Genomic DNA, 25,621 nt, shown 5'->3' with positions numbered 1-25,621 from the left:
GGGATAAATCAGCCGCTGCGCTTTCAGGGGCAGTATCATGATGCGGAAAGCGGGTTATACTACAACAGGCACCGGTATTACGACCCGGGGGTGGGGCGGTATATCACGCCGGATCCGGTGGGGCTGGATGGTGGGCTGAATCAGTATGCGTATGTGCCGAACCCGTTAACATGGGTGGATCCACTGGGGCTGAAATGTCGAGAAATAGAACAGCCTGAATGGAAAAATCATGGATATAAACACTTCCCACCAAAAAGTAAGTCTTGGAAAGATATAGTAAAATCTACCAATACTGGCCCTGCAAAATATACTCATGATGTGGATATTAAAACATTAGAATATGATGTCTTTAATACAGGTATGGTAGTTACAAATGGCAAACCCTGGAAAGTAAAGGATATAGGACAAGTCATTGGTGCCAGTGAGGGTAAAGAATCTCAGTGGATGAGGGTTGAGCTTAGTGCCAACACAATCCACGGTCATCCCATATCCAGAGATGAACTCCGGAGGTTAACAACACAATGAACATTGATTTTTTAGTAAAAAAAGGATATATCGTGTTCAACGAATTTTCCCTAAAAAAAGATATTCCTCTTAGCAAGCAACTGGATGAGCTTAAAGAAGATATGCTTCAGGTTGAATTTCCTGATGGCTATGTTCTTGATGTCGGGTGGCGACCATCTTTTGATGTAAATGGCAAGTTTTATATTTATTTAATAAAAGACTCCAATTGGGAAGAGCCGATTTATAGCGGGAGTGCAGAAGACATCAAATTATTAGAGCGGGAAGTTAAACATGCTATAAATAAATTCTGATAAAAAGCCGGGAAAAATCAACTCTTCCCGGTTCTTTCTTGTTTAACCACCGCTCAGCACACTAAACACGCCGGCCTTACCATCTGCTTAGCCTGATAAGGCTGCTCGCTCAGCTCCTGCACCTCGTTATTATCCGCGACGATGGTCAGGCCCTCCTCTGTAATCCTCACCGTCCAGCTGCGGCCCGGCGTCAAATCCCGCGTTCGGCAGCGAGTTGCCAATAAGGTACATGCTGGCCATGCTTAAGTATTCAGTCGTAATTTTATAAAAGCAACTTCTGAAAGAATATTTATTCACATTCAAGATATAATTTTATTTATATCCTCACAGTAAATTAAAACGACCTGTTATAGTTTGTCTTATATATATCAGGCACAATTCTGAATTTTCGTGGACCTCTTTTCCTGATCGCGCCTGTCTAATAATATCAACATATGCAGGGATCATTTCCACAGCGTGCGGTAGCTTTCACTGGTTATCAGTTCGTTCTTATTTCACATTAGCTTCATTCCACGATTACGTTCTTATTACTAGCGGGCTGACGGCAAAAAATTCAGTATCGGGCGGCTGATTAGCACTGGCGTTGGTGGATGACCACTATCAGTACGACCAGTACGACGCCCTGGGGCGCCGTGTTATGAAGGAGGATGTACTTAAACGCACCGCCCACTGCTCATGCTCTGCGGGCGGGAGACGGCCCCCGGGGTGTACCATTACGTCTGCGACCACCTCGGCACGCCGCTTGAGCTGCGCGACGTCCGGGGCCGCGTCGTGTGGTCAGCCATGCTGCGCAGCTATGGTCAGGTGCTTCATGCTGATACGGCGGGGATAAATCAGCCGCTGCGCTTTCAGGGGCAGTATCATGACGCGGAAAGCGGGTTATACTACAACAGGCACCGGTATTACGACCCGGGTGTCGGGCGGTATCTGAGTCCGGACCCGGTGGGGCTGAGAGGTGGGTTGAACCTCTACGCTTATGTTAAGAGCCCACTTACATGGATAGATCCATTAGGATTAACTCCATGTGCTGTTAGTAATCAAAAAGCGAATCGTTTATTAGATAGCGGTGAAACCAAAGTTACCGTTTGATCTAGAAGTGACGCTGAACAATTTTTTATGGATAGATATTTAGGCCATAACTATAAAAATATGACAGGTGAGTCAGGTCCAAGCACTAAGAATTTAATGGAATATCTTACTGGGAATAAAACAAAGGCAGGCTCATATTATTGGGATAATATAAAAGACCCTTCTATAACAAAACCGCCATATAGAGTGTCAGGTCATGGGCCAGGAAACCCTGATAGTGATTTACCACATTTACAAGTTCATCAACATGATGGCAGTGTCATACATATATTCTTCCCATGGGGGACATAATAATGGACAATCTCAAAAGATTATTAAGTGGAAAGATTTTGCTCAAAGAAATTAGTCCATTAATGCCTGGGTATAGAACATGGGCTGAAATTTCATTGATCGATGAGTTAAAACCATCTTATCCATTTAGGGTAGATGAATATGCTATGAGAGGGCATTCACCTTATTCTAATGTATGTAGTAAAGATGAAGCCAAATTTAAACTGAGAATATCATCGTTTTTAGCCTCTGATATAGATAATGAATACGACCCATCATATGATCATGTTGGAAAATATGAAATTATTGCTTCACTTAATGAGTTGCAAATTAGGTTAAGCATTCTTCATGTAAACTTGGAACAATTTATAAATTCATCGGAAGATGATGAGTATCCATTATAATAAAGCAGAATAAAAAAGCCGGTACAGATCTTAAATCTCCCCGGCTTATTTTTATTTATCCGCCATTGTTCAGCCCACTAAAAAACCGCCGCTTAAATACCCTTAACTACCTGTTTAGCCTGACAAAACTGCTCGCATAGCTCCTGCACCTCGTCACCGTCCGCCATCAGTGCACCTCCCATACATGTGGAATAATAGAATAACAAACGGCGGGATTATGTTTGGAATTAGCACCTCCCCAACATTAAAGCCTGAAAGCTCCCCCTACCCTCTACTTATACTCACCTGTAACAGGTGAGCAATATTATCAGGCAGATTTTGTGCATCATCATTTTAGCCTTATCATTCTTTTTCTGTAATGCCCGCATATTGCTGTTGTTATCGTTACATCGTGATTTCCCCCCAGGAAATCACCATTGTCCAAATGGCAACTCGCCTAATCCCTTTTCACCCCCTATCCTGCTTGCCTGCATCTATGGGGGGTTTATGGCGCGTTTTCTTTTTTGTAGTTTCGCATTAGTTCTGCTTTATCCGTCCGGCATTGATATGTATCTGGTGGGATTACCGCACATTGCCCGCGATCTGGGTGCCAGCGAAGCGCAGCTGCACATCGCGTTTTCCGCCTATCTCGCGGGGATGGCGTCGTCGATGGTGTTTGCCGGGAAGATCGCGGATAAGGCGGGCCGTCAGCCAGTGGCGATAACCGGCGCCATCATTTTTGCCCTGGCGTCCCTTCTCTGCTCGCAGGCGCAAAACAGCACCCTGTTCCTGGCCGGGCGCTTTATTCAGGGCATTGGGGCGGGTGGTTGCTACGTGGTGGCCTTTGCGATCCTGCGCGATACCTTAAGCGCCCAGCGTCGCGCCAAAGTGCTCTCCATGCTGAACGGTATTACCTGCATCATCCCGGTGCTGGCGCCGGTCGTGGGATATCTGATCATGCTGAAATTCCCGTGGCAGAGCCTGTTCTGGACCATGGCGGCGATGGGTGCGCTGGTGTTTATCCTGTCGATCGCCGTGCTGAAAGAGACCCACCCGGGCTCGCAAAATACCGGTCACACCCCAACAATTCACCCGGCAGAGAAGCTGCTTAACCGCTTTTTCCTCAGTCGTCTGGCCGTAACCACGCTAAGCGTGGCGGTGATCCTCACCTATGTAAACGTTTCCCCTGTTTTACTGATGGAAACCATGGGCTTCGATCGCGGTGAGTACTCAACGGTGATGGCGTTAACCGCCATGGTCAGTATGGCCGTCTCGTTCTCCACCCCCTTTGCGCTGAATGTTTTTAGCCAGCGCACGCTGATGCTGACTTCCCAGGTTTTGTTCCTCACGGCAGGCGCAATCCTGGCGACGGCCACCTCACACGCGGTGATGCTGGTGGGTATTACGCTCATTTGTGCCGGGTTCTCGGTTGGCTTTGGCGTGGCGATGAGTCAGGCGCTCGGCCCGTTCTCGCTGCGGGCAGGCGTGGCGAGCTCGGTGCTGGGGATAGCGCAGGTCTGCGGCTCGTCGCTGTGGATCTGGCTGGCGGCGGTCATCGGGCTTAACGCGCTGAATATGCTGATCGGGGTTCTGATTGGCTGTAGCATACTGTGCATTACCTTACTTATGGTCATCCAGCCCGCGGCACATTATGAAGAAGCCCATCAGCAGTCTCGATCTTAACCTGTTGCTGTGCCTGCAGCTTTTGCTGCAGGAGCGTAGCGTCACCAAGGCGGCGAAGCGGATGAACGTGACGCCGTCGGCGGTGAGTAAATCGCTGGCCAAGCTGCGCGACTGGTTCGACGACCCGCTGTTTGTCAAAACGCCGTTAGGATTGCTTCCCACGCCGCTGACGGTGAGTCTTGAGCAGGACCTGGCTGACTGGATGCAAATCGGCAACCAGATCCTCGATAAATTTCATCATGATTCGCCGGGCGGGCTGACGTTCGTGCTGGCCGCCGAAACGCCGCTGATGCTGATCCGCTTCAATACCCTGCTGGAACAGGTGAACCAGCGCTATCCACAGGCGACGGTGAAGATGCGCCACTGGGATTACGACTCGCTGGACGCCATTACGCGTGGCGAGGTGGATCTTGGCTTTACCGGGCGAGAAACGCATCCGCGCTCCCGAGAGCTGCTGAAGCTGCTGCCGTGGTTTATCGACTATGAAATCCTGTTCAGCGACCGCCCCTGCGTCTATCTGCGCGAGGATCATCCGGCGCTTGAGCAAGAGTGGAATCTGGAGACCTTCCTGCGCTATCCGCATATCAGCATCTTCTGGGAACGCAGCGACACCTGGGCGCTGGATGAGGTGCTAAAGGAGATGGGCCGTGAACGTAATATCGCCATGTGCCTCCCGGGCTTTGAACAGGCGATGTTTATGGCGGCGCAGCCCGGGCATCACTATATCGCCACCGCGCCGCACTACTGCCAGCACTACAATGAACTCCACCAGCGCAAGCTGATCGCGCTTCCCATTCCCATTGATGAGGAGCAGGCGGAAAAATTGACCGTGCCGTTCACGCTGATCTGGCATAAACGGAACAGCCATAACCCAAAAATCCTCTGGCTGCGGGAGACCATCAAGGCGCTGTACGGTGCGAGCGGTCCAATTTTTGCCTAAGAAAATGTAAAGTTCGGTCCTAAGGCTTCTCTTACTCCCATTTACTGATTAAAACAGGAGGCAAGTTAAGCGATAATCATGTAACCGTTTAACCGATTACGACCATTATCAAGGAGCGAAAAATGGCTACGCACTTTGCAAGAGGGATACTTACGGAAGGACGTCTCGTATCGGCAAGAATTTCTTCAGCCTGCCACCGTGAAGCACTCGCGCTTGCGGAACACCGCAGGTCGCGGTTTTTAGCGTCCCGGGCGCTTCTCGCAGAGCTGATGTTTATGCTGTACGGCACCAGCGAGCTGCCGGACATCACCACCCAACCCGAAGGCCGCCCGGTCTTCGCCGACCCGGATCTCCCTCGTTTTTCGATTGCCTACGCGGGCAATATCATTGGCGTTGCGCTGACCACCGAAGGGGATTGTGGGCTGGATATGGAACTTCAGCGCGCGACGCGCAGCTTCCACGGGGGCAATGCGCATGAAGAGTATCCGCTCTCCAGCAACGAGAAGCTGTGGGTCCGCAACCAGAACGATCCTGTCGAAGCCAGAGCCCAGCTCATTACCTTGCGCCAGAGCATTCGCAAGCTCTGTGGATGCGCATCAGACGATGCCAGCCTGCTGCAGCTGTTGCCAGGCTCCGGTCGTCTGCGTGCCGCTCAGGCCACGCTGGTAGAAGCGCTCTGCGACGCAGAGGATGTGCTCATTTGGTCCATCGCGGTGACCCCCGCCATCGAACGCATGAAGATCTGGGAATTTGACAGCCAACAGGGATGGCGTAGCCTTCCTGATGTGCCCGAGCGCGCCAACGAGCCCGCTGCACGCCTGATGCGTTTAACCAGTTTACCGGCAGAAAAAGCATTCACCCTTAGCTGATCCATTCAGGGTCATCATGATGAAAAAGGAGTAATCATGTCTGAAACGTTGAAAGTCGTTACGTTACTGGGAAGCCTGCGCAAAGGTTCATTTAACGGGATGGTTGCCCGCACGCTGCCGCAGCTGGCACCTGCAGGAATGGAGATTAGCGCCCTGCCGTCTATTGGCGATATTCCGCTGTATGACGCTGACGTTCAGCAGGAAGAAGGATTCCCGCAGAGCGTTGAGGCGCTGGCAGAGCAGATCCGCCAGGCCGACGGCGTGGTTATCGTCACGCCGGAGTATAACTACTCGGTTCCGGGTGGTCTGAAAAATGCCATCGACTGGCTGTCCCGTTTACCTGAACAGCCGCTGGCGGGCAAACCGGTGCTCATCCAGACCAGTTCTATGGGCGCCATTGGCGGTGCGCGCTGCCAGTATCACCTGCGCCAGATCCTGGTGTTCCTCGATGCGATGGTGATGAACAAGCCGGAGTTTATGGGCGGCGTGATTCAGAACAAGGTCGACCCGCAGACGGGCGAGGTGGTAGATCAGAGCACGCGCGATCATCTCTCAGGCCAGCTGACGGCGTTCGGGGATTATATTAAGCGGGTTAAAGCCTGATAAAAAAGCCCGGTTGCGCTAGCGCTTACCGGGCCTACACTCGTCAGTAGGTCAGGTAAGCGAAGCGCCACCTGACACCACAAACCGCACCTTACTGCGCGTCAATAAACACAATCTTCAGCACAAACAGCAGCGCCACAATGATGACGCACGGGCTGAGGTCGCGGAAGCGGCCGGTACCGATCTTCATGACGCAGTAAGAGATAAAGCCCAGCGCGATACCTTCGGTAATCGAGAAGCTGAACGGCATCATCACGGCGGTAATAAACGCCGGCACCGCTTCGGTTAAATCATCCCACTTCACGCGTGACAGGCTGGAGGTCATCAGCATCCCAACGTAGATCAGCGCGCCAGCCGCCGCATACGGAGGAACCATACCCGCCAGCGGAGAGAGGAAGATCACCAGCAGGAACAGAATACCCACCACCACCGCCGTCAGGCCGGTACGGCCGCCCACGGACACGCCGGAAGAGGATTCAATGTACGCGGTAACAGACGACGTGCCGATGAAAGAGCCCGTGACGGAAGAGATGCTATCCACAAACAGCGCCTGCTTCATGCGCGGGAATTTCCCTTTCTCATCCGCCAGGCCCGCTTTGTCCGTCACGCCAATCAACGTACCGGAGGAGTCAAACAGGTTCACCAGCATGAAGGAGAAAATCACGCCCGCCAGGCCCAGGTTCAGGGAACCCGCCAGGTCAACGTGACCAATCACGGTTGCGACACTCGGCGGCGCGGAGACGATGCCGTTGTAGTGAACGTCGCCCAGCATCCAGCCCAGCAGCGTGGTAACCACGATGGACACCAGCACCGCCGCGTGAATATTGCGGGAGGCCAGGATCGCGATGATAAAGAAGCCCAGCACGCCCAGCAGCACGTTATGCGAGGTCAGATGGCCGATGCTCACCAGCGTGTCCGGGTTAGCGACGATCACGCCGGCGTTTTTCAGCCCCATCATCCCGATGAACAGACCAATACCGCTGGTGATGCCCACGCGCAGGCTCACGGGAATGTTCGCAATCATCCAGTAACGAACGCGGAAAATGGTCAGCAGCAGCAGGCCAATCGCGCCCCAGAAGATGGCGCCCATGCCCACCTGCCACGGCAGGCCCATCGCCTGAACCACCACGAACGCGAAGAACGCATTCAGGCCCATTGCCGGTGCCAGCGCAACCGGCAGGTTAGCGAACACGCCCATCAGGATGCTGCCAAGCGCCGCAATCAGACAGGTGGTTACGAAGACGGCGCTGGTATCCATGCCAGCGACGCCCAGAATTTGAGGGTTCACAAAAACGATATAGACCATCGTCAGGAAGGTGGTGAAACCGGCGATCACTTCGGTGCGTGCCGTAGTGCCGTGCTCGCGCAGTTTAAACACGCGCTCAAGCAGACCCTGACCAGATGTCTGGGTAGTGTGTTGTTGACTCATCATCAATTTCCGAACAAGGAGGGAAAATTCGTCGCTATCCTATACCAAAATGCGACAATAGTGGCGGTTACGTGATACTTTTTTCATTGAATTTGCTTATACGGCAACGATTGCGTGCCGGTGAACTGCCGTACGTAAACGTTAAACTGGTTAAAAGGAAAGGCATGTCCGGAATTGAAGCGGTATTTTTCGACTGCGACGGAACGCTGGTCGACAGTGAGGTCATTTGTTCCCGCGCGTATGTCACCATGTTCCAGGAATTTGGCATTACGCTGGAACTTGAAGAGGTGTTTAAGCGCTTTAAGGGCGTAAAGCTCTACGAGATCATCGACATCATTAACGAAGAACACGGCGTGGATCTGGCGAAAGCGGAGCTGGAGCCGGTCTACCGGGCCGAGGTTGCACGCCTGTTCGATTCGGAGCTGGAGGTGATTCCGGGCGCAAACGCGCTGCTGGAGGCCATGACGGTGCCAGTCTGCGTCGTCTCCAACGGTCCGGTCAGCAAAATGCAGCACTCGCTCGGCAAGCTTAATATGCTGCACTACTTCCCGGAAAAGCTGTTCAGCGGCTACGATATCCAGCGCTGGAAGCCGGACCCGGCGCTGATGTTCCATGCGGCGAAAGCGATGAACGTCAACGTACAGAACTGCATTCTGGTGGATGACTCGTCCGCGGGCGCGCAGTCGGGTATTGATGCCGGGATGGAGGTGTTTTACTTCTGTGCCGATCCGCACAACAAGCCGATCGTTCATCCAAAAGTAACGACCTTTACCGATCTGGCGCAGTTGCCCGAGCTGTGGAAGGCGCGCGGGTGGGATATTACTCGCTGAAAAAACAAAGCCGGATAGCGCTAGCGCTTATCCGGCCTACAGAGTGCGTAGGGCGGGTAAGCGCTAGCGCCACCCGCCGCAATCATCACTCTTTCGGGTCTTTACCCGCCAGCAGCTTGTCCAGCTCGTCGCCGCCCACGTGACGGAAATCCTGACCCTTCACGAAGTAGAAAATGTATTCGCAAATGTTCTGGCAGCGGTCGCCGATACGCTCGATAGAGCGCGCGCAGAACAGGGCCGTCAGCACGCTTGGGATCGTGCGTGAATCTTCCATCATGTAGGTCATCAGCTGACGCACGATGCCTTCATACTCCTGGTCGACCTTCTTGTCTTCACGGTAAATACGTACCGCTTCGTCCAGATCCATACGCGCAAAGGCATCGAGCACGTCGTGCAGCATCTGCACGGTGTGGCGGCCCAGCGACTCCAGGCTCACCAGCAGCGGCTGGTGCTGCTGAGAGAACTTCTCCAGCGCGGTGCGGCAGATTTTATCCGCCACGTCACCAATACGCTCCAGCTCGGCGATGGTTTTGATGATCGCCATCACCAGACGCAGGTCGCTCGCCGTCGGCTGACGTTTCGCGATAATGCGCACGCAGGCTTCGTCGATCGCGACTTCCATCATGTTGACGTTTTTGTCGCCTTCAATGACGCGCTTCGCCAGCTCGCTGTCCTGGTTGTGCATTGCCGTAATCGCATCGGAAAGCTGCTGCTCAACCATGCCGCCCATGGTCATCACCTGCGTGCGAATACTTTCCAGCTCTGCGTTGAACTGGCCTGAAATGTGTTTATTAAGATTGAGATTGTCCATCGCGCGCTCCTGAATCAACCGTAACGACCGGTGATATAGTCTTCTGTTTGCTTTTTAGCGGGCTTGGTGAACAGATCGTCCGTGTTACTGAACTCAATCAACTCGCCCAGGTACATAAACGCCGTATGATCGGAGCAACGCGCAGCCTGCTGCATGTTGTGGGTCACGATAACCACGGTGTAATCCTGCTTCAGCTCGGTGATCAGCTCTTCAATACGGCCGGTTGAGATCGGGTCCAGCGCTGAACACGGCTCATCCAGCAGCAACACTTCCGGGCGAATCGCAATACCGCGCGCAATGCACAGACGCTGCTGCTGACCACCGGAGAGAGAGTAACCGCTCTGGTGAAGTTTATCTTTGGTTTCGTTCCATAATGCGGCCTTGGTCAATGCCCACTGCACGCGCTCGTCCATATCGGCACGGGAGAGCTTTTCAAACAGGCGAACGCCAAAGGCGATGTTGTCATAAATGGACATCGGGAACGGCGTGGGTTTCTGGAACACCATCCCCACTTTGGCGCGCAGCAGGGCGATATCCTGCGCCTGGGTCAGAATGTTTTCACCGTCGAGGATAATTTCACCTTCAGCGCGCTGCTCCGGATAGAGCGAATACATTTTGTTAAAGGTACGCAGCAGCGTGGATTTCCCACAGCCGGACGGACCGATAAATGCCGTGACCTGGTTCTTCGCGATATCCAGGTTGATGTTCTTCAGGGCATGGAATTTGCCGTAGTAGAAGTTCAAATCACGAACCTGAATCTTACCCGGGGCAGTATCAACCATACTCATTGACTCATTTCCTCATTCGGCGCCGCGAGCTGCCGCGCCGTAAAAAATTAACCGTGTTTCTTCTTCGCGAAAATGACGCGCGCCAGAATGTTCAGCAACAGTACGCAAAGGGTAATGATCAGCACGCCGGCCCAGGCCAGCTGCTGCCATTCCGCGAAGGGGCTCATCGCAAATTTAAAGATCGTCACCGGCAGGTTGGCGATCGGCTGCATCATGTCCGTGCTCCAGAACTGGTTGGAGAGGGAGGTAAACAGCAGCGGCGCCGTTTCACCGGCAATACGCGCAACGGCCAGCAGGATACCGGTCATGATCCCGGAAATGGACGCTTTCAGCGTAATCGCAGAAATCATCTTCCATTTCGGCGTACCCAACGCATAAGCCGCTTCACGCAGGCTGTCCGGCACCAGTTTCAACATGTTCTCGGTGGTACGAATGACAATCGGCACCTGCAGCAGCGCCAGCGCAATCACGCCCGCCCAGCCGGAGAAGTGTTCCATCTGCGCCACCACCACGGTGTAAACAAACAGACCCACGACGATAGACGGTGCAGACAGCAAAATGTCGTTGATGAAGCGAATGACTTCCGCGAGCACGGATTTACGACCGTATTCAGCCAGGTAGATACCTGCCATGATGCCCAGCGGCGTGCCGAAGACCGTTGCCCAAAGGATCAGCAAGCCGCTGCCCGCCAGGGCATTCGCCAGGCCACCGCCCGCCGTGTTTGGCGGCGGCGTCATTTCGGTGAACAGCGACAGGGACATCCCGTCTATCCCGCGAACGACCGTCGAGAAGAGGATCCAGACCAGCCAGAACAGGCCGAATGCCATCGTCGCCATAGAAAGCGTCAACGCAATACGGTTTTTCATGCGGCGTCTGGCCTGCATTTTGCGGCGGGATTCCGCCAGTTCAGCGGTAGCTTGCATTTCGAGAGTGGCCATTAGCGTGCTCCCTCATTTTTAGCGAGGCGCATAATCATCAGTTTGGAAATCGCCAGAACAATGAAGGTGATAACGAACAGAATCAGGCCCAGCTCCATCAGCGCCGCCACGTGCAGCCCCGATTCCGCTTCCGCAAATTCATTCGCCAGCGCCGAGGTAATACTGTTACCCGGCATGTAGAGCGACGCGCTGTCGAGCTGGTAGGTGTTACCGATGATAAAGGTCACCGCCATGGTTTCACCCAGCGCACGACCCAGGCCCAGCATCACGCCGCCGATCACCCCATTTTTGGTGAACGGAAGGACAATGCGCCAGATCACTTCCCAAGTAGTGCAGCCGATGCCGTAGGCCGACTCTTTCATCATCACCGGCGTTTGTTCGAAGACATCGCGCATGACCGCCGCAATGTACGGAATAATCATGATGGCGAGGATCACCCCAGCCGCCAGAATGCCGATACCGAACGCCGGGCCAGAGAACAGCGCCCCGACAAACGGAATGGCGGAAAGCACATTTCCAACCGGCTCCTGGAAGTACGTGGCGAACAGCGGAGCAAAGATAAACAGGCCCCACATGCCGTAGACGATACTCGGAATGGCCGCCAGCAGTTCAATGGCGATACCCAGCGGGCGACGCAGCCAGCCTGGCGCCAGCTCCGTCAGGAACAGGGCAATACCAAAGCTCACCGGAACCGCAATCAGCAGGGCGATGAACGAGGTCACCAGCGTGCCGTAAATGGGCACCAGCGCACCGTAAACGTCGTTCGGCGCGTCCCACTCTTTGGTCCACAGGAAGGAGAAACCGAATTTCTGGATGCTCGGCCATGAGGAGAAAATCAGAGACACGATAATGCCGCCCAGCAGCAATAGCACAATCAGCGCAGCCAGTTTGACCAGCGCGCTGAAAATCATGTCACCTTTTTTACCCGGAGGGTTAAATGCAGGCTTGGTTGCAGCCATAAATTACTCTTCTGTTAAACGCGTTTACGAAATCGCCGGGTGGCGCTTACGCTTACCCGGCCTACATTCTGAACCGTAGGCCGGGTAAGCGTCAGCGCCACCCGCCATTTTCGTCAGAATGCTAAATTAATACAATGCTTTACCGCTGCTGTCTTTCACGTTGGTTTTCCATGCAGCGCGAATCTGCTCAACCACGTTGTCCGGCAGGGTGGCGTAATCCAGAGCGTTAGCCTGTTTGCCGCCGTTTTTGTATGCCCAGTCGAAGAACTTCAGCACTTCTGCGCCCTGCTCAGGTTTCTTCTGCTCTTTGTGCACCAGGATGAAGGTGGTAGAGGTGATTGGCCATGCACCTTCGCCCTTCTGGTTAGTCAGATCCTGCGCGAAGGATTTGCTCCAGTCAGCGCCTTTGGCGGCGTTAGCAAAGTTCTCTTCGGTCGGGCTAACCGGTTTGCCGTCGGCGGAAACCAGTTTGGTGTAGGACAGGTTGTTCTGCTTCGCATAGGCATACTCTACGTAGCCGATGGAACCCGGCAGACGCTGAACGAACGCGGCGATACCGTCGTTACCTTTACCGCCCAGACCGGTAGGCCAGTTAACGGTAGAGCCGGAGCCGACTTTAGATTTCCACTCTTCGTTCACTTTCGCCAGGTAGCTGGTGAACACGAAAGAGGTACCGGAACCATCCGCGCGGCGCACCACGGCGATGTTCTGAGAAGGCAGCTTCAGGCCTGGGTTGAGTTTAGCGATCGCTTCGTCATCCCATTTTTTGATTTTACCCAGGTAGATGTCGCCCAGAGTTTTGCCGTCCAGCACCAGCTCGCCCGACTTCACGCCCGGCAGGTTGATGGCCAGAACCACGCCACCGATCACGGTAGGGAACTGGAACAGGCCTTCCTGAGCCAGTTTGTCATCAGACAGCGGAGCATCAGATGCGCCGAAATCAACCGTGTTCGCGGTAATTTGTTTCACGCCACCGGAGGAGCCGATACCCTGATAGTTAACCTTGTTACCGGTTTCTTTCTGGTAGGTATCCGCCCATTTGGCATACACCGGCGCAGGGAAGGTTGCACCAGCGCCAGTCAGGCTTGCTTCTGCAAATACAGAGAACGCGCTCAGAGATAAGGTCGCGGCGACAACAGTTGCGACAGTGGTACGCATAACTTTCATAATGTCTCCTGCAAGATTTTCGTAAATCGTTGTTTAGTGGCTACGATGAGCAAAATAGGACAAACAGGTGACAGATAAATGTACGAATTATGACAGTTTTATGACAACGGAAATTTCACTTAAAAATAAGCAAAATAAACCTTAAATTTCATTACGTTAGCCACTTTTATGACAAGACGTTTTCAGAAATATTTTCTTTATGTGACACTCAAAAAAGTAGCTGAAGATGACAAATTGTCATTATTAAAAACGAGAAAGGAGTGATGAAAAACAAGCCGGGCGGGATAAAAAAGCTCCACCCGAAGGTGGAGCCTGAAGGGATTATTCTACGGTAACAGATTTCGCCAGGTTACGCGGCTGGTCAACGTCGGTGCCTTTGATCAGCGCCACGTGATAGGCCAGAAGCTGCAGCGGAACGGTGTAGAAGATCGGCGCAATCACCTCTTCCACATGCGGCATCTCGATGATGTGCATGTTGTCATTGCTGACAAAACCGGCATCTTTGTCGGCGAAGACGTACAGGACACCGCCGCGGGCGCGCACCTCTTCGATGTTAGATTTCAGTTTCTCCAGCAGTTCGTTGTTAGGTGCCACAACGATGACCGGCATATCAGCGTCAATCAGCGCCAGCGGGCCGTGCTTCAGCTCGCCTGCCGCGTATGCTTCCGCGTGAATGTAAGAGATCTCTTTCAGCTTCAGCGCGCCTTCCAGCGCAATCGGATACTGATCGCCACGACCCAGGAACAGGGCGTGATGTTTGTCAGAGAAATCTTCCGCCAGGGCTTCAATGCGTTTGTCCTGAGACAGCATCTGCTCAATACGGCTCGGCAGCGCCTGCAGGCCGTGAACGATATCATGCTCAACGGAAGCATCTTCGCCTTTCAGACGCGCCAGCTTCGCCACCAGCATCAGCAGAACGGTCAGCTGAGTGGTAAACGCTTTGGTGGAGGCCACGCCGATTTCGGTGCCTGCTTTGGTCATCAGCGCCAGATCGGATTCACGCACCAGGGAAGAGCCAGGAACGTTACAGATGGCCAGCGAGCCCAGGTAACCCAGCTCTTTAGAGAGACGCAGCGCGGCCAGCGTGTCCGCCGTTTCGCCGGACTGGGAAAGGGTGATCATCAGGCTGTTACGGCGTACCGCTGACTTGCGGTAGCGGAATTCAGACGCGATTTCTACATCGCACGGCACGCCCGCCAGGGATTCAAACCAGTAGCGAGAAACCATACCGGAGTTATACGAAGTACCGCAGGCAACGATCTGAATATGCTCAACCTTGCCGAGCAGTTCGTTCGCGTTTGCGCCCAGCTCGCTCAGATCCACTTCACCGTGGCTGATGCGCCCGGTGAGGGTGTTTTTGATGGCGTTCGGCTGCTCGTAGATTTCTTTCTGCATGTAGTGACGGTAAGCGCCTTTGTCGCCCGCGTCGTACTGCAGATTCGATTCGATCTCCTGACGCTTCACCTGCTCGCCTTTGGTATCGAACACGGTCACGCTGCGGCGAGTCACTTCCGCGATATCACCCTCTTCAAGGAAGATAAAGCGACGGGTAACCGGCAGGAGCGCCAGCTGGTCAGACGCGATAAAGTTTTCGCCCATGCCCAGACCGATCACCATCGGGCTACCGGAACGCGCTGCCAGCAGCGTGGACGGATCGCGGGAATCCATGATCACCGTGCCGTACGCACCGCGCAGCTGAGGGATAGCGCGCAGCACCGCATCACGCAGTGTACCGCCCTGCTTTAGCTCCCAGTGCACCAGGTGAGCAATCACTTCGGTGTCGGTTTCAGAGACGAAGGTGTAGCCGCGCGCCTTCAGTTCTTCGCGCAGCGGTTCGTGGTTTTCAATAATGCCGTTGTGCACGACCACGATGTGTTCAGACACATGCGGGTGCGCGTTACCTTCAGACGGTTCGCCGTGCGTCGCCCAGCGGGTGTGCGCAATACCGGTACCACCGTGCAGCGGATGTTCTTCCGCGGCCTGGGCCAGCATCTGCACTTTACCGAGACGGCGCAGACGGGTCATGTGACCTTCTGCATCGACGACGGCCAGACCGGCAGAGTCGTAACCACGGTATTCCAGACGACGTAAACCTTCGAGAAGGATTTCAGCAATATCACGCTGCGCAACTGCGCCAACAATTCCACACATATTTTAGATTCCGAATTTAGGCATGATGCCTGCGTTGTCGCTGACCTGTATTTACCCTTTCCGGGTGCCCCGAGCCTTGTAGAGAGTGGGGTTATTTTTATGGGTACTGCTTGTGGGGGGAAATATATATTTATCTCCTCTCCCGGGTTTGCCTGATGACGGCTACGCCTTATCAGACCTACTCAATCGTAGGGCAGGTAAGCGTAGCGCCACCCGCCTTGTTGTTACTTTTTCTTCACAGGGCGTTTCCAGCCCTGCTTGTGAACCTGCGGCACGCGGCTGAGCACCAGCTCATTATCGGCGACGTCTCGCGTCACCGTCGTCCCGGCAGCAATCGTTACCCCGTTACCCACGGTAACAGGCGCCACCAGCTGCGTATCAGAGCCCACGAACACATCATCACCGATGATGGTTTTAAACTTATTCGCGCCGTCATAGTTACAGGTGATCGTCCCTGCACCAATATTCACGTTGTCGCCAATTTCCGCGTCACCCAGATAGGTCAGATGGCCGGCCTTTGAGCCTTTCCCCAGACGCGCTTTTTTCATTTCGACGAAGTTACCCACGTGAGCGCCTTCCAGCAGCTCAGCCCCTGGGCGCAGACGCGCGAACGGGCCGATGGTGCAGGCCGCATCCAGACGGGCGTCTTCCACCACGCTGTACGGGCTGATTTCGCAGTCGTCACCGATAACGCTGTTTTTAATCACGCAGCCGGCGCCAATTTTGACGCGGTTGCCCAGCGTGACGTGACCTTCGAGGATAACGTTAGTATCAATTTCAACGTCACGCCCGTGAGATAACGAACCACGCAGATCGAAACGCGCCGGATCGCGCAGCATCACGCCTGCCAGCAGCAGTTTTTCAGCCTGTTCGGACTGATAAACGCGCTCCAGACGGGAAAGCTGAAGGCGGTTATTCACCCCTTCGGTTTCGCTAATACGCGCCGGATGAACCGCCGCAATCTCGCGCCCTTCACGGTACGCCATCGCGATGATGTCGGTGATGTAGTATTCACCCTGCGCGTTATTGTTGTTGAGATTCGACAGCCAGCGCTTCATATCCGCGCCGTTGGCAATCAGGATACCGGTGTTGATCTCCTGAATCTGACGCTGTTCGTCGCTGGCATCTTTGTGTTCAACGATCCCCGTTACGCTGCCGTTTTCACGGGTGATGCGGCCATAACCGCTTGGATCGTCCAGCACGACGGTCAGCAAACCGATGCCGCCCTGCGGTTTGGCTTCACGCAGGCGGGTCAGGGTCTCAACGGAGATCAGCGGGACATCGCCGTAGAGCATCAAAATGTCTTCGTCATCCGCAAAGAAGGGCGCTGCCTGCTGCATCGCATGGCCAGTACCCAGCTGTTCGGCCTGAAGCACCCAGTTGAGCTTGTCGTCGCTCAGCGTTTCTTTAAGCAGATCGCCGCCGTGGCCGTAGACCAGGTGAACCTGGCGGGCCCCCAGTTCATTCGCTGCATCAATGACATGCTGCACCATTGGCTTTCCTGCAAGCGTGTGGAGCACCTTCGGCAGATCGGAATACATGCGGGTCCCTTTGCCAGCGGCAAGGATCACCACGCTCATCGCACTGTTTGACATACGCATCCTGACGGTAGTTTGAGTGTGAAGTAAAAACGTTTGATGCTTAAAATTCTACATCTTTTTCATCATGAATTAAGGCCGAAAAAAAAAAGCCAGCCTGGTATCCAGACTGGCTTTTGTGCTTTTCAAGCCGGTGTTACATCGCTTTTTTGGTCAACTCGATAACGCGCAGTTTCGCGATCGCTTTGGCCAGCTCCGCAGACGCCTGAGCGTAATCCACGTCACCATGAGAGCTGCTAATGTGCTCTTCAGCCTTACGCTTCGATTCCAGGGCTCGCGCTTCGTCGAGATCCTGGCCACGAATAGCGGTATCGGCCAGAACGGTCACACTGCCAGGCTGCACTTCAAGAATGCCGCCGGACAGATAGATAAACTCTTCGTGACCGAACTGTTTAACGATGCGGATCATACCAGGCTTAATGGCGGTGAGCAGCGGTGCGTGACCCGGGAAAATACCCAGTTCACCTTCACTACCCGTTACCTGGATTTTCTCGACCAGACCAGAGAACATTTGTTGCTCTGCGCTGACGACGTCCAGGTGGTAAGTCATTGCCATATCACCCTCCGATTAAGGCGTTAAAGTTTTTTGGCTTTTTCCACTGCTTCTTCGATGGAACCAACCATGTAGAACGCCTGCTCCGGCAGGTGATCGTATTCGCCTTCCATGATGCCTTTGAAGCCACGGATGGTGTCTTTCAGGGAAACGTATTTACCTGGAGAACCGGTGAATACTTCCGCAACGAAGAACGGCTGGGACAGGAAGCGCTGGATCTTACGCGCGCGTGCTACCACCAGTTTGTCTTCTTCAGACAGCTCATCCATACCCAGGATGGCGATGATGTCTTTCAGTTCCTGGTAACGCTGCAGCAGGGACTGTACGCCACGCGCGGTGTCGTAGTGTTCCTGACCCACAACCAGTGGATCCAGCTGACGGCTGGTGGAGTCCAGCGGGTCAACGGCCGGGTAGATACCCAGAGACGCGATCTGACGGCTCAGTACCACGGTTGCGTCTAAGTGCGCAAAGGTGGTGGCTGGAGATGGGTCAGTCAAGTCATCCGCAGGTACGTATACCGCCTGAACGGAGGTGATAGAACCGGTTTTGGTAGAGGTGATACGTTCCTGAAGAACACCCATCTCTTCCGCCAGCGTAGGCTGATAACCTACCGCTGAAGGCATACGACCCAGCAGTGCAGATACTTCCGTACCGGCCAGGGTGTAACGATAGATGTTATCAACAAACAGCAGAACGTCACGGCCTTCGTCACGGAACTTCTCAGCCATTGTCAGACCGGTCAGCGCAACGCGCAGACGGTTTCCAGGTGGCTCGTTCATCTGGCCGTAAACCAGGGATACTTTGTCCAGAACGTTGGAGTCGGTCATTTCGTGGTAGAAGTCGTTACCCTCACGAGTACGTTCACCTACGCCCGCAAACACAGAGTAACCGGAGTGCTCGATCGCGATGTTACGGATCAGCTCCATCATGTTTACGGTTTTACCTACACCCGCACCACCGAACAGACCGACTTTACCGCCCTTCGCGAACGGACACATCAGGTCGATAACTTTGATACCGGTTTCCAGCAGTTCCTGAGAGCTGGACAGCTCTTCGTAGGAAGGTGCCGCACGGTGGATAGCCCAACGCTCTTCTTCACCGATGTCGCCTTTCATGTCGATTGGTTGACCCAATACGTTCATGATACGACCCAGTGTTGCTTTACCTACCGGGACTTCGATCGGGTGCTCAAGGTCTTTAACTTCCAGACCACGACGCAGACCGTCGGAAGAACCCATCGCGATGGTACGCACGATACCGCCGCCGAGCTGCTGCTGAACTTCCAGCACCAGGCTCTCGTTACCATTCTGTACCTCAAGCGCGTCGTACACGCGTGGTACGGCGTCCTGAGGGAACTCGACGTCCACCACGGCGCCGATTACCTGGACAATCTTTCCAGTAGCCATCTTGAATCCTCTACGTAATTCGTAAACCTGGTTAAACCGCGGCGGCCCCCGAGACGATCTCGGTGAGTTCCTGAGTAATGCTGGCCTGACGAGCTTTGTTGTAAACCAACTGCAGCTCTTTAATCAGGCTGCCGCCATTATCGGTCGCGGCTTTCATCGCCACCATTCGTGCGGCCTGCTCGCTGGCCAGGTTTTCTACAACGCCCTGATAAACCTGTGATTCAACGTAACGACGCAGCAGGGTATCCAGCAGCGGTTTCGGATCGGGTTCATACAGGTAATCCCAGGCTTTGTGCTTCAGCTCGTCATCTTCTGATGCCGGTAAAGGCAGCATCTGAGTGATCGTAGGCACCTGAGACATGGTGTTAATAAATTTGTTGCTGACAACGTACAGTCTGTCCAGACGGCCTTCATCGTAGGCCTGCAACATCACTTTAACCGGGCCGATCAGTTCGGACAGGGACGGGTTATCACCCATACCGGTCACCTGAGCGACAATGTTGCCACCAACGGAGTTAAAGAAAGAGACGCCTTTAGAGCCGATCATTGCGATATCGCACTGAACGCCTTTTTCAGACCATGCTTTCATATCCGCCAGCAGTTTTTTGAACAGGTTAATGTTCAAGCCGCCACACAGACCACGGTCGGTCGACACCACCAGGTAGCCCACGCGCTTAACGTCGCGTTCTTCCAGGTAAGGGTGCTTATATTCCAGATTACCGTTTGCAAGGTGACCAATCACTTTGCGCATGGTTTCTGCATAAGGACGGCTGGCCGCCATGCGATCCTGCGATTTACGCATTTTGGAAGCGGCGACCATCTCCATCGCTTTAGTGATCTTTTGCGTGTTCTGGACGCTTGCGATCTTACTACGTATCTCTTTTGCGCCGGCCATGAGCTTCTCCTCAATGCCAGGCGGCTTGTCCTGAGACAAGCCGCCGGACGATTACCAGGATTGGGTTGCTTTGAAGGAATCGAGGATAGCTTTCAGCTTGCCTTCGATTTCGTCGTTATAGCCACCGGTCTGGTTGATCTCTTGCATCAGCGGAGCGTGATCACGGTCGACGTAAGCCAGCAGAGCGGCTTCGAAGCTACCGATTTTCGCCAGTTCCACATCTTCGAGGTAACCGCGTTCAGCCGCGAACAGTACCAGGCCCTGCTGAGCAACAGACATAGGTGCGTACTGTTTCTGCTTCAGCAGCTCGGTCACTTTCTGACCGTGGCTCAGCTGTTTACGGGTTGCTTCGTCCAGATCGGATGCGAACTGAGAGAACGCAGCCAGTTCACGATACTGTGCCAGCGCGGTACGGATACCACCGGACAGTTTCTTGATGATCTTGGTCTGAGCAGCACCACCAACACGGGATACGGAGATACCCGGGTTAACTGCCGGACGAATACCGGAGTTAAACAGGTTGGTTTCCAGGAAGATCTGACCATCGGTAATGGAAATTACGTTGGTCGGAACGAACGCAGAAACGTCACCCGCCTGGGTTTCAATGATCGGCAGAGCGGTCAGTGAGCCCGTTTTACCCTTCACTTCACCTTTGGTGAAGTTCTCGACGTATTCCGCGTTAACGCGGGAAGCACGCTCCAGCAGACGAGAGTGGAGGTAGAATACGTCGCCAGGGAATGCTTCACGTCCAGGTGGACGACGGAGCAGCAGGGAAACCTGACGATAAGCAACAGCCTGTTTAGACAGGTCATCGTATACGATCAGCGCATCTTCACCGCGGTCACGGAAGTATTCGCCCATTGCGCAACCGGCGTATGGCGCCAGGTATTGCAGTGCAGCAGATTCAGAAGCGGTAGCCACAACAACGATGGTGTTAGCCAGCGCGCCGTGCTCTTCCAGTTTACGAACCACGTTGGAAATGGTGGACGCTTTCTGGCCGATGGCCACGTACACACATTTGATACCGGAGTCACGCTGGTTGATGATGGCGTCAACAGCCATCGCGGTTTTACCGGTCTGACGGTCACCGATGATCAGTTCACGCTGACCACGACCGATTGGGATCATGGCATCAACGGACTTATAACCTGTCTGAACAGGCTGATCGACGGACTGACGATCGATAACGCCTGGTGCGATAACTTCGATTGGGGAGAAGCCATCGTGCTCAACCGGACCTTTACCGTCGATTGGCGCACCCAGGGTGTTAACAACGCGACCCAGCAGGCCACGGCCAACCGGCACTTCCAGAATACGGCCAGTACACTTAACCTTCATGCCTTCGGCGAGGTCAGCGTATGGACCCATCACAACTGCACCTACGGAGTCACGCTCCAGGTTCAGTGCGATAGCGTAACGGTTACCCGGCAGGGAAATCATCTCACCCTGCATACAATCGGCCAGGCCGTGGATGCGGATAACACCGTCACTTACAGAAACAATAGTACCTTCGTTGTGAGCTTCACTCACAACATTGAACTGAGCAATGCGCTGCTTGATCAGTTCGCTGATTTCGGTGGAATTCAGTTGCATGCTCCAGTCCCCTTAAGACTGCAAGACGTCTGCAAGGCGCTCAAGACGGCCGCGTACGCTGCCATCAATGACCATATCACCCGAGCGGATGATTACGCCTGCCATTACAGACTTATCGATTTTGCAATTCAGCTTAACTTTGCGTGACAGACGTTTTTCCATCGCGGCGGTGATTTTCGCAAGCTGTTCGTCACTCAGTTCAGTTGCAGAAGTCACTTCGACTTCAGCGGTAGCTTCACTAAGGGCACGTAAGTGCTCAAACTGCTCGAGAACATCCGGGAGCACACGGAGACGACCATTTTCTGCCATCACCTTAATCAGGTTCTGGCCGTTGGCATCCAGTTGCTCTCCGCACACGGCGATAAACGACGCGGCGAGAGTTTCAGGTGCTAACGCACCGGAAAGCAATTCGGCCATTTGTTCGTTTTTCGTCACCTCAGCGGCAAACGCCAGCATATTCTGCCAGCGATCGACATTTTGGTGTTCGATAGCAAAGTCAAAAGCTGCTTTGGCGTAGGGGCGAGCTACCGTAACAAATTCAGACATCAGCCCCTCCCTCCTTACAGTTCAGCGACAAGTTTGTCCACGATGTCGCTGTTAGCAGCTTCATCCACGGAACGTTCGATGATCTTCTCGGCGCCAGCAACAGCCAGAATCGCAACCTGCTTACGCAGTTCTTCACGAGCACGTTTACGCTCAGCTTCAATTTCAGCCTGAGCCTGTGTCACGATCTTAGTACGTTCCTGTTCTGCTTCAGCTTTGGCTTCGTCCAGGATCTGCGAACGGCGTTTGTTAGCCTGTTCGATGATAACCTGAGCTTCCGCTTTCGCTTTTTTCAGCTGGTCTGTCGCGTTGGCCTGTGCAAGGTCCAAATCTTTCTTAGCGCGTTCTGCAGAAGCCAGACCGTCAGCAATTTCTTTCTGACGTTTTTCGATGGCAGCCATTAAAGGCGGCCATACATACTTCATGCAGAACCAGACAAAGAGAATAAACGCGATGGCCTGGCCGAGGATTGTTGCGTTCATGTTCACAGCACAATACCTCTTTAATATCTGTGGCTTAGGGTTTTAAAACTACTACTACGCGACAGCAAACATCACGTACAGACCCAGACCTACAGCGATCATTGGGATAGCATCCACCAGACCCATAACGATAAAGAACTGAGTACGCAGCAGAGGAATCAGATCAGGTTGACGCGCTGCGCCTTCCAGGAATTTGCCCCCGAGGATGCCGATACCGATCGCAGCACCGATAGCCGCCAGACCCATCATCACAGCGGCAGCCATGTACAGCAGATCCATATTCAGGTTTTCCATGACAGTCTCCAGTTTGTTTCAATTAAAACGTAGTAGTGTTGATAAAAAATCAGTGCTCTTCAGACGCCATCGACAGATAGACGATCGTCAGAACCATGAAGATAAAGGCTTGCAGCGTAATGATCAGGATGTGGAAAATGGCCCACGGCACATTCAGAACCCACTGTGACCACCACGGCAGAAGACCCGCGATCAGAATGAAAATCAGCTCACCCGCATACATGTTGCCGAACAGTCGCAGACCCAGTGAAACAGGTTTGGACAGCAGGCTAACGCCTTCCAGGATCAGGTTGACCGGAATAAACGCCCAGTGGTTGAACGGCTGCAAGGTAAGCTCTTTCACAAAGCCGCTTACGCCTTTCATTTTGATGCTGTAGAAAAGAATCAGGATAAACACGCCCAGCGCCATCGACAGGGTGATGTTCACGTCCGCAGACGGTACCACACGCAGCGCAGGCAGGCCGAAGATGTGCTCGCCGATAAACGGCAGCAGATCGATTGGCAGCAGGTCCATCAGGTTCATCAGGAAGACCCAAACGAACACGGTCAGGGCCAGCGGAGCAATCAGCTTGCTCTTACCATGGTACATGTCTTTCACGCTGCCATGGACGAAGCCGATGATCATCTCAACGAACGTCTGGAATTTCCCTGGAACACCGCTGGTCGCTCGTTTAGCAACACCGCGGAACATGGCCAGGAACAGAAGACCCAAAACCACCGAGAAGAACATGGAGTCGATGTTGATCGTCCAGAAGGTGGCCGGGGGGTTATGTGGATCCACCAGCGAGAATGTACGCAGGTCCAGCTGAAGGTTATTCAGATGGTGACCTATGTAATCCTGCGGCGTCATATTTTCTGAAGCCATGATGCCTTTTACCCTTTGTTATTGATTACAGCTGGAGCCAGAACTTGTACCACCAGCACCAAAACCCACGTTGCTATCAGCGGCATGAAGACCACTTTCAAAACCGCCAGCGCCATCACCAGTAGAGCAAAGGTCAGCAACACCTTACAGACTTCGCCGAGGGCGAAGGACCAGGCCACGCGGCCTTTGGCGGGTGTATGCGCCTGATGACGCCAGGCAAAAATCATAAACAACACGTTTGGCAGCACTACCGCCAAACCCCCGCACACGGCGGAGATGCCCCAGAAGGGGTCTTTGAGGCTAAACAGCAGTCCACTTGCTATCACAGCCAGAAACTGAATGAACAGAAGCTTACGAGCAACGTTTCTACTCAAGAGCGACACAGACATCACGTTTTTACTCCTGCTCCCTTCGAGGTATGCCGCGTGTCGTATAAAACGTCCTTTAAGGCTCAGAGTCAAGCATCAAAAAGCGGTCAAATTATACGGTGCGCACCCGTGATTTCAAACATTAAGTAGCGAAAAGGTGAATAAATGTTTAAATATTTTTCCCTGCCGCTATTTTTTAACTTTCGCTTTAAGCGCCAACCTTCGACCAAAACTGCAAACAGCGCGAAAACGTTGGTGATAAAGCGTGCACGAGATCACAAAACACACATTTGCAATAAGGTTGTATTTATCAAAGACTCAAATCGCAGAATTTTATCTTTATGAAATTAAAAGCAAAACGTCGTAACTATTTTCAAAACAGCCCAGTACACAATAAAAACCTTTTATTGACATTCTTAATAAACAATTAACATTACGTTCTGGTTACTGCCTTCCACTTTTAGCAGACTTATATTTTCAAAGATGACTATCTTACTGGTGAATAATAGGTGCCAGGTTAACCGGAAGAAAAACCTTAGTGAAGCAGAGGTTAAAAGCTCACCGGTAAATCCCCGGTAGTTGTGCTGTTTTTTAACATGATAAGAACAGCACGAATTCCACATTTTTTATTAATTTTTTAAAAATTGTTTGGCTTAATTATCACCAGATGACGTTCGCCTTCGAGCTGGGGAATCTGTAATTTCTCAATAGACTCGACGGCAAAACCGTCCGGAATCTGTTCAATCTCATCGCCTGGCAACTGCCCTTTCAGCGCATAAAAGCGGCCATTTTGCGCAGGTAAGTGCTTGCACCAGCTCACCATATCGTTGAGCGACGCAAATGCGCGGCTGATCACCCCGTCAAACGGCGGCTCTGCCGGGAATTCCTCTACCCTGCTCTGCACGGGCGTGATGTTCTCAAGCTTCAGCTCATGCTGGACCTGACGTAAAAAGCGCACGCGCTTGCCCAGGCTGTCCAGCAGCGTGAAATGGCTCTCAGGGCGAACAATCGACAGCGGAACGCCCGGCAGACCAGGGCCCGTCCCCACGTCGATAAAACGCTCGCCTTTTAGATACGGCGCCACCACGATGCTGTCGAGAATATGGCGCACGAGCATCTCGTTGGGGTCGCGTACCGACGTCAGGTTGTACGCTTTGTTCCATTTGTTCAGCATGTCGACATAGGCCACCAGCTGATTTTTCTGGTGATCGGTGAGCGAAATACCTGCCTGATCCAGCAGACGAGAGAGTTTGTTGAGCACGGTGAATACCTGTTTAGAGATTTTTCGCCCGGTGGCGC

General features: G+C 53.3%; 26 protein-coding genes and 2 pseudogenes. 10 read left to right on the top strand and 18 right to left on the bottom strand.

Annotation, left to right across the window (positions count from 1 at the left end):
* From ACMWKK_RS21695 to ACMWKK_RS21655, 9 genes and pseudogenes are all read left to right on the top strand, one after another.
* Nucleotides 1-525 (top strand): RHS repeat-associated core domain-containing protein (locus ACMWKK_RS21695; RefSeq protein WP_406542928.1); only part of this gene is annotated, 525 nt, incomplete at its 5' end.
* 32 nt (nucleotides 526-557) lie between these two features.
* Nucleotides 558-815, top strand: a complete 258-nt coding sequence (locus ACMWKK_RS21690) for a hypothetical protein (protein WP_258526857.1) — start codon at nucleotides 558-560, stop codon at nucleotides 813-815.
* A 675-nt stretch (nucleotides 816-1,490) separates the two neighbouring features.
* Nucleotides 1,491-1,613, top strand: a pseudogene (locus ACMWKK_RS21685) (RHS domain-containing protein); the annotation flags it as partial.
* Nucleotides 1,587-2,195, top strand: a pseudogene (locus ACMWKK_RS21680) (RHS repeat-associated core domain-containing protein). The pseudogenes ACMWKK_RS21685 and ACMWKK_RS21680, both read left to right, overlap by 27 nt.
* 2 nt (nucleotides 2,196-2,197) lie before the next feature.
* Complete coding sequence (locus ACMWKK_RS21675; protein WP_181663644.1) at nucleotides 2,198-2,578, top strand: hypothetical protein; 381 nt, start codon at nucleotides 2,198-2,200, stop codon at nucleotides 2,576-2,578.
* Nucleotides 2,579-3,064: 486 nt separating this feature from the next.
* Nucleotides 3,065-4,240, top strand: coding sequence for an MFS transporter (locus ACMWKK_RS21670; RefSeq protein ID WP_112780354.1), 1,176 nt, complete (start codon nucleotides 3,065-3,067; stop codon nucleotides 4,238-4,240).
* Nucleotides 4,209-5,180 (top strand): HTH-type transcriptional regulator YidZ, encoded by a 972-nt coding sequence (gene yidZ / locus ACMWKK_RS21665; protein ID WP_045331204.1) that lies wholly within the window; start codon nucleotides 4,209-4,211, stop codon nucleotides 5,178-5,180. Before ACMWKK_RS21670 ends, yidZ begins: the two co-directional genes overlap by 32 nt.
* Nucleotides 5,181-5,302: 122 nt before the next feature.
* A complete protein-coding gene (locus tag ACMWKK_RS21660) occupies nucleotides 5,303-6,049 on the top strand; it encodes a 4'-phosphopantetheinyl transferase family protein (protein ID WP_112780353.1) in 747 nt (248 codons plus the stop codon).
* Nucleotides 6,050-6,085: 36 nt separating this feature from the next.
* A complete protein-coding gene (locus ACMWKK_RS21655) occupies nucleotides 6,086-6,652 on the top strand; it encodes an NADPH-dependent FMN reductase (protein WP_045331208.1) in 567 nt (188 codons plus the stop codon).
* 91 nt (nucleotides 6,653-6,743) lie between these two features.
* On the opposite strand, the gene adeP is transcribed toward ACMWKK_RS21655, so the two are convergent.
* Nucleotides 6,744-8,081, bottom strand: coding sequence for an adenine permease AdeP (gene adeP / locus ACMWKK_RS21650; RefSeq protein ID WP_161656511.1), 1,338 nt, complete (start codon nucleotides 8,079-8,081; stop codon nucleotides 6,744-6,746).
* A 164-nt stretch (nucleotides 8,082-8,245) separates the two neighbouring features.
* Here adeP and yieH point away from each other — a divergent pair, with 164 nt between their 5' ends.
* The gene (gene yieH, locus ACMWKK_RS21645; RefSeq protein ID WP_112780351.1) at nucleotides 8,246-8,911 is read left to right on the top strand and encodes a 6-phosphogluconate phosphatase; all 666 of its coding nucleotides are present in this window, start codon (nucleotides 8,246-8,248) and stop codon (nucleotides 8,909-8,911) included.
* Between the two features lie 85 nt (nucleotides 8,912-8,996).
* Here the strand turns inward: yieH and phoU are convergent, their stop codons facing one another.
* From phoU to rsmG, 17 genes are all read right to left on the bottom strand, one after another.
* Nucleotides 8,997-9,722 carry a phosphate signaling complex protein PhoU gene (phoU, locus tag ACMWKK_RS21640; RefSeq protein ID WP_008500182.1) on the bottom strand — a complete coding sequence of 242 codons (726 nt, stop codon included), beginning with the start codon at nucleotides 9,720-9,722 and terminating at the stop codon, nucleotides 8,997-8,999.
* Nucleotides 9,723-9,736: 14 nt separating this feature from the next.
* Entirely contained in the window at nucleotides 9,737-10,510 is a 774-nt protein-coding gene (gene pstB, locus ACMWKK_RS21635) for a phosphate ABC transporter ATP-binding protein PstB (RefSeq protein WP_008500183.1), read from the bottom strand.
* Between the two features lie 47 nt (nucleotides 10,511-10,557).
* Nucleotides 10,558-11,448: a phosphate ABC transporter permease PstA gene (gene pstA / locus ACMWKK_RS21630; protein ID WP_112780350.1), complete on the bottom strand. Its 891-nt coding sequence runs from the start codon at nucleotides 11,446-11,448 to the stop codon at nucleotides 10,558-10,560.
* The gene (pstC, locus tag ACMWKK_RS21625) at nucleotides 11,448-12,407 is read right to left on the bottom strand and encodes a phosphate ABC transporter permease PstC (RefSeq protein ID WP_032644260.1); all 960 of its coding nucleotides are present in this window, start codon (nucleotides 12,405-12,407) and stop codon (nucleotides 11,448-11,450) included. Before pstC ends, pstA begins: the two co-directional genes overlap by 1 nt.
* Before the next feature lie 126 nt (nucleotides 12,408-12,533).
* Complete coding sequence (gene pstS, locus ACMWKK_RS21620) at nucleotides 12,534-13,574, bottom strand: phosphate ABC transporter substrate-binding protein PstS (RefSeq protein ID WP_008500186.1); 1,041 nt, start codon at nucleotides 13,572-13,574, stop codon at nucleotides 12,534-12,536.
* A 321-nt stretch (nucleotides 13,575-13,895) separates the two neighbouring features.
* The gene (gene glmS, locus ACMWKK_RS21615; RefSeq protein ID WP_045331214.1) at nucleotides 13,896-15,725 is read right to left on the bottom strand and encodes a glutamine--fructose-6-phosphate transaminase (isomerizing); all 1,830 of its coding nucleotides are present in this window, start codon (nucleotides 15,723-15,725) and stop codon (nucleotides 13,896-13,898) included.
* A gap of 224 nt (nucleotides 15,726-15,949) precedes the next feature.
* Entirely contained in the window at nucleotides 15,950-17,320 is a 1,371-nt protein-coding gene (gene glmU, locus ACMWKK_RS21610; RefSeq protein ID WP_045331215.1) for a bifunctional UDP-N-acetylglucosamine diphosphorylase/glucosamine-1-phosphate N-acetyltransferase GlmU, read from the bottom strand.
* Between the two features lie 139 nt (nucleotides 17,321-17,459).
* Entirely contained in the window at nucleotides 17,460-17,879 is a 420-nt protein-coding gene (locus tag ACMWKK_RS21605; protein WP_006177560.1) for a F0F1 ATP synthase subunit epsilon, read from the bottom strand.
* Nucleotides 17,880-17,899: 20 nt separating this feature from the next.
* Nucleotides 17,900-19,282 carry a F0F1 ATP synthase subunit beta gene (gene atpD, locus ACMWKK_RS21600; protein ID WP_003862362.1) on the bottom strand — a complete coding sequence of 461 codons (1,383 nt, stop codon included), beginning with the start codon at nucleotides 19,280-19,282 and terminating at the stop codon, nucleotides 17,900-17,902.
* A 31-nt stretch (nucleotides 19,283-19,313) separates the two neighbouring features.
* Complete coding sequence (gene atpG, locus ACMWKK_RS21595; RefSeq protein ID WP_032644272.1) at nucleotides 19,314-20,177, bottom strand: F0F1 ATP synthase subunit gamma; 864 nt, start codon at nucleotides 20,175-20,177, stop codon at nucleotides 19,314-19,316.
* Between the two features lie 51 nt (nucleotides 20,178-20,228).
* Nucleotides 20,229-21,770, bottom strand: coding sequence for a F0F1 ATP synthase subunit alpha (gene atpA, locus ACMWKK_RS21590; RefSeq protein WP_045331218.1), 1,542 nt, complete (start codon nucleotides 21,768-21,770; stop codon nucleotides 20,229-20,231).
* Between the two features lie 12 nt (nucleotides 21,771-21,782).
* Complete coding sequence (atpH, locus tag ACMWKK_RS21585; protein ID WP_008500192.1) at nucleotides 21,783-22,316, bottom strand: F0F1 ATP synthase subunit delta; 534 nt, start codon at nucleotides 22,314-22,316, stop codon at nucleotides 21,783-21,785.
* A 14-nt stretch (nucleotides 22,317-22,330) separates the two neighbouring features.
* Nucleotides 22,331-22,801 carry a F0F1 ATP synthase subunit B gene (gene atpF / locus ACMWKK_RS21580; RefSeq protein WP_003862370.1) on the bottom strand — a complete coding sequence of 157 codons (471 nt, stop codon included), beginning with the start codon at nucleotides 22,799-22,801 and terminating at the stop codon, nucleotides 22,331-22,333.
* 48 nt (nucleotides 22,802-22,849) lie between these two features.
* Nucleotides 22,850-23,089: a F0F1 ATP synthase subunit C gene (atpE, locus tag ACMWKK_RS21575; RefSeq protein WP_000429386.1), complete on the bottom strand. Its 240-nt coding sequence runs from the start codon at nucleotides 23,087-23,089 to the stop codon at nucleotides 22,850-22,852.
* A gap of 49 nt (nucleotides 23,090-23,138) precedes the next feature.
* Nucleotides 23,139-23,954, bottom strand: coding sequence for a F0F1 ATP synthase subunit A (gene atpB, locus ACMWKK_RS21570; protein WP_032644273.1), 816 nt, complete (start codon nucleotides 23,952-23,954; stop codon nucleotides 23,139-23,141).
* Between the two features lie 8 nt (nucleotides 23,955-23,962).
* On the bottom strand, nucleotides 23,963-24,343 hold the full coding sequence (gene atpI / locus ACMWKK_RS21565; protein WP_008500194.1) for a F0F1 ATP synthase subunit I: 381 nt from the start codon (nucleotides 24,341-24,343) through the stop codon (nucleotides 23,963-23,965).
* Between the two features lie 616 nt (nucleotides 24,344-24,959).
* Nucleotides 24,960-25,583, bottom strand: a complete 624-nt coding sequence (gene rsmG, locus ACMWKK_RS21560; protein ID WP_112780371.1) for a 16S rRNA (guanine(527)-N(7))-methyltransferase RsmG — start codon at nucleotides 25,581-25,583, stop codon at nucleotides 24,960-24,962.
* Nucleotides 25,584-25,621 lie beyond the last annotated feature (38 nt).

It is taken from the genome of Enterobacter sp. 01-M-03-SI-ECC (assembly GCF_047530215.1).
Taxonomy (GTDB): domain Bacteria; phylum Pseudomonadota; class Gammaproteobacteria; order Enterobacterales; family Enterobacteriaceae; genus Enterobacter; species Enterobacter chengduensis.
This window is presented reverse-complemented; position numbering and strand designations above follow the sequence as displayed.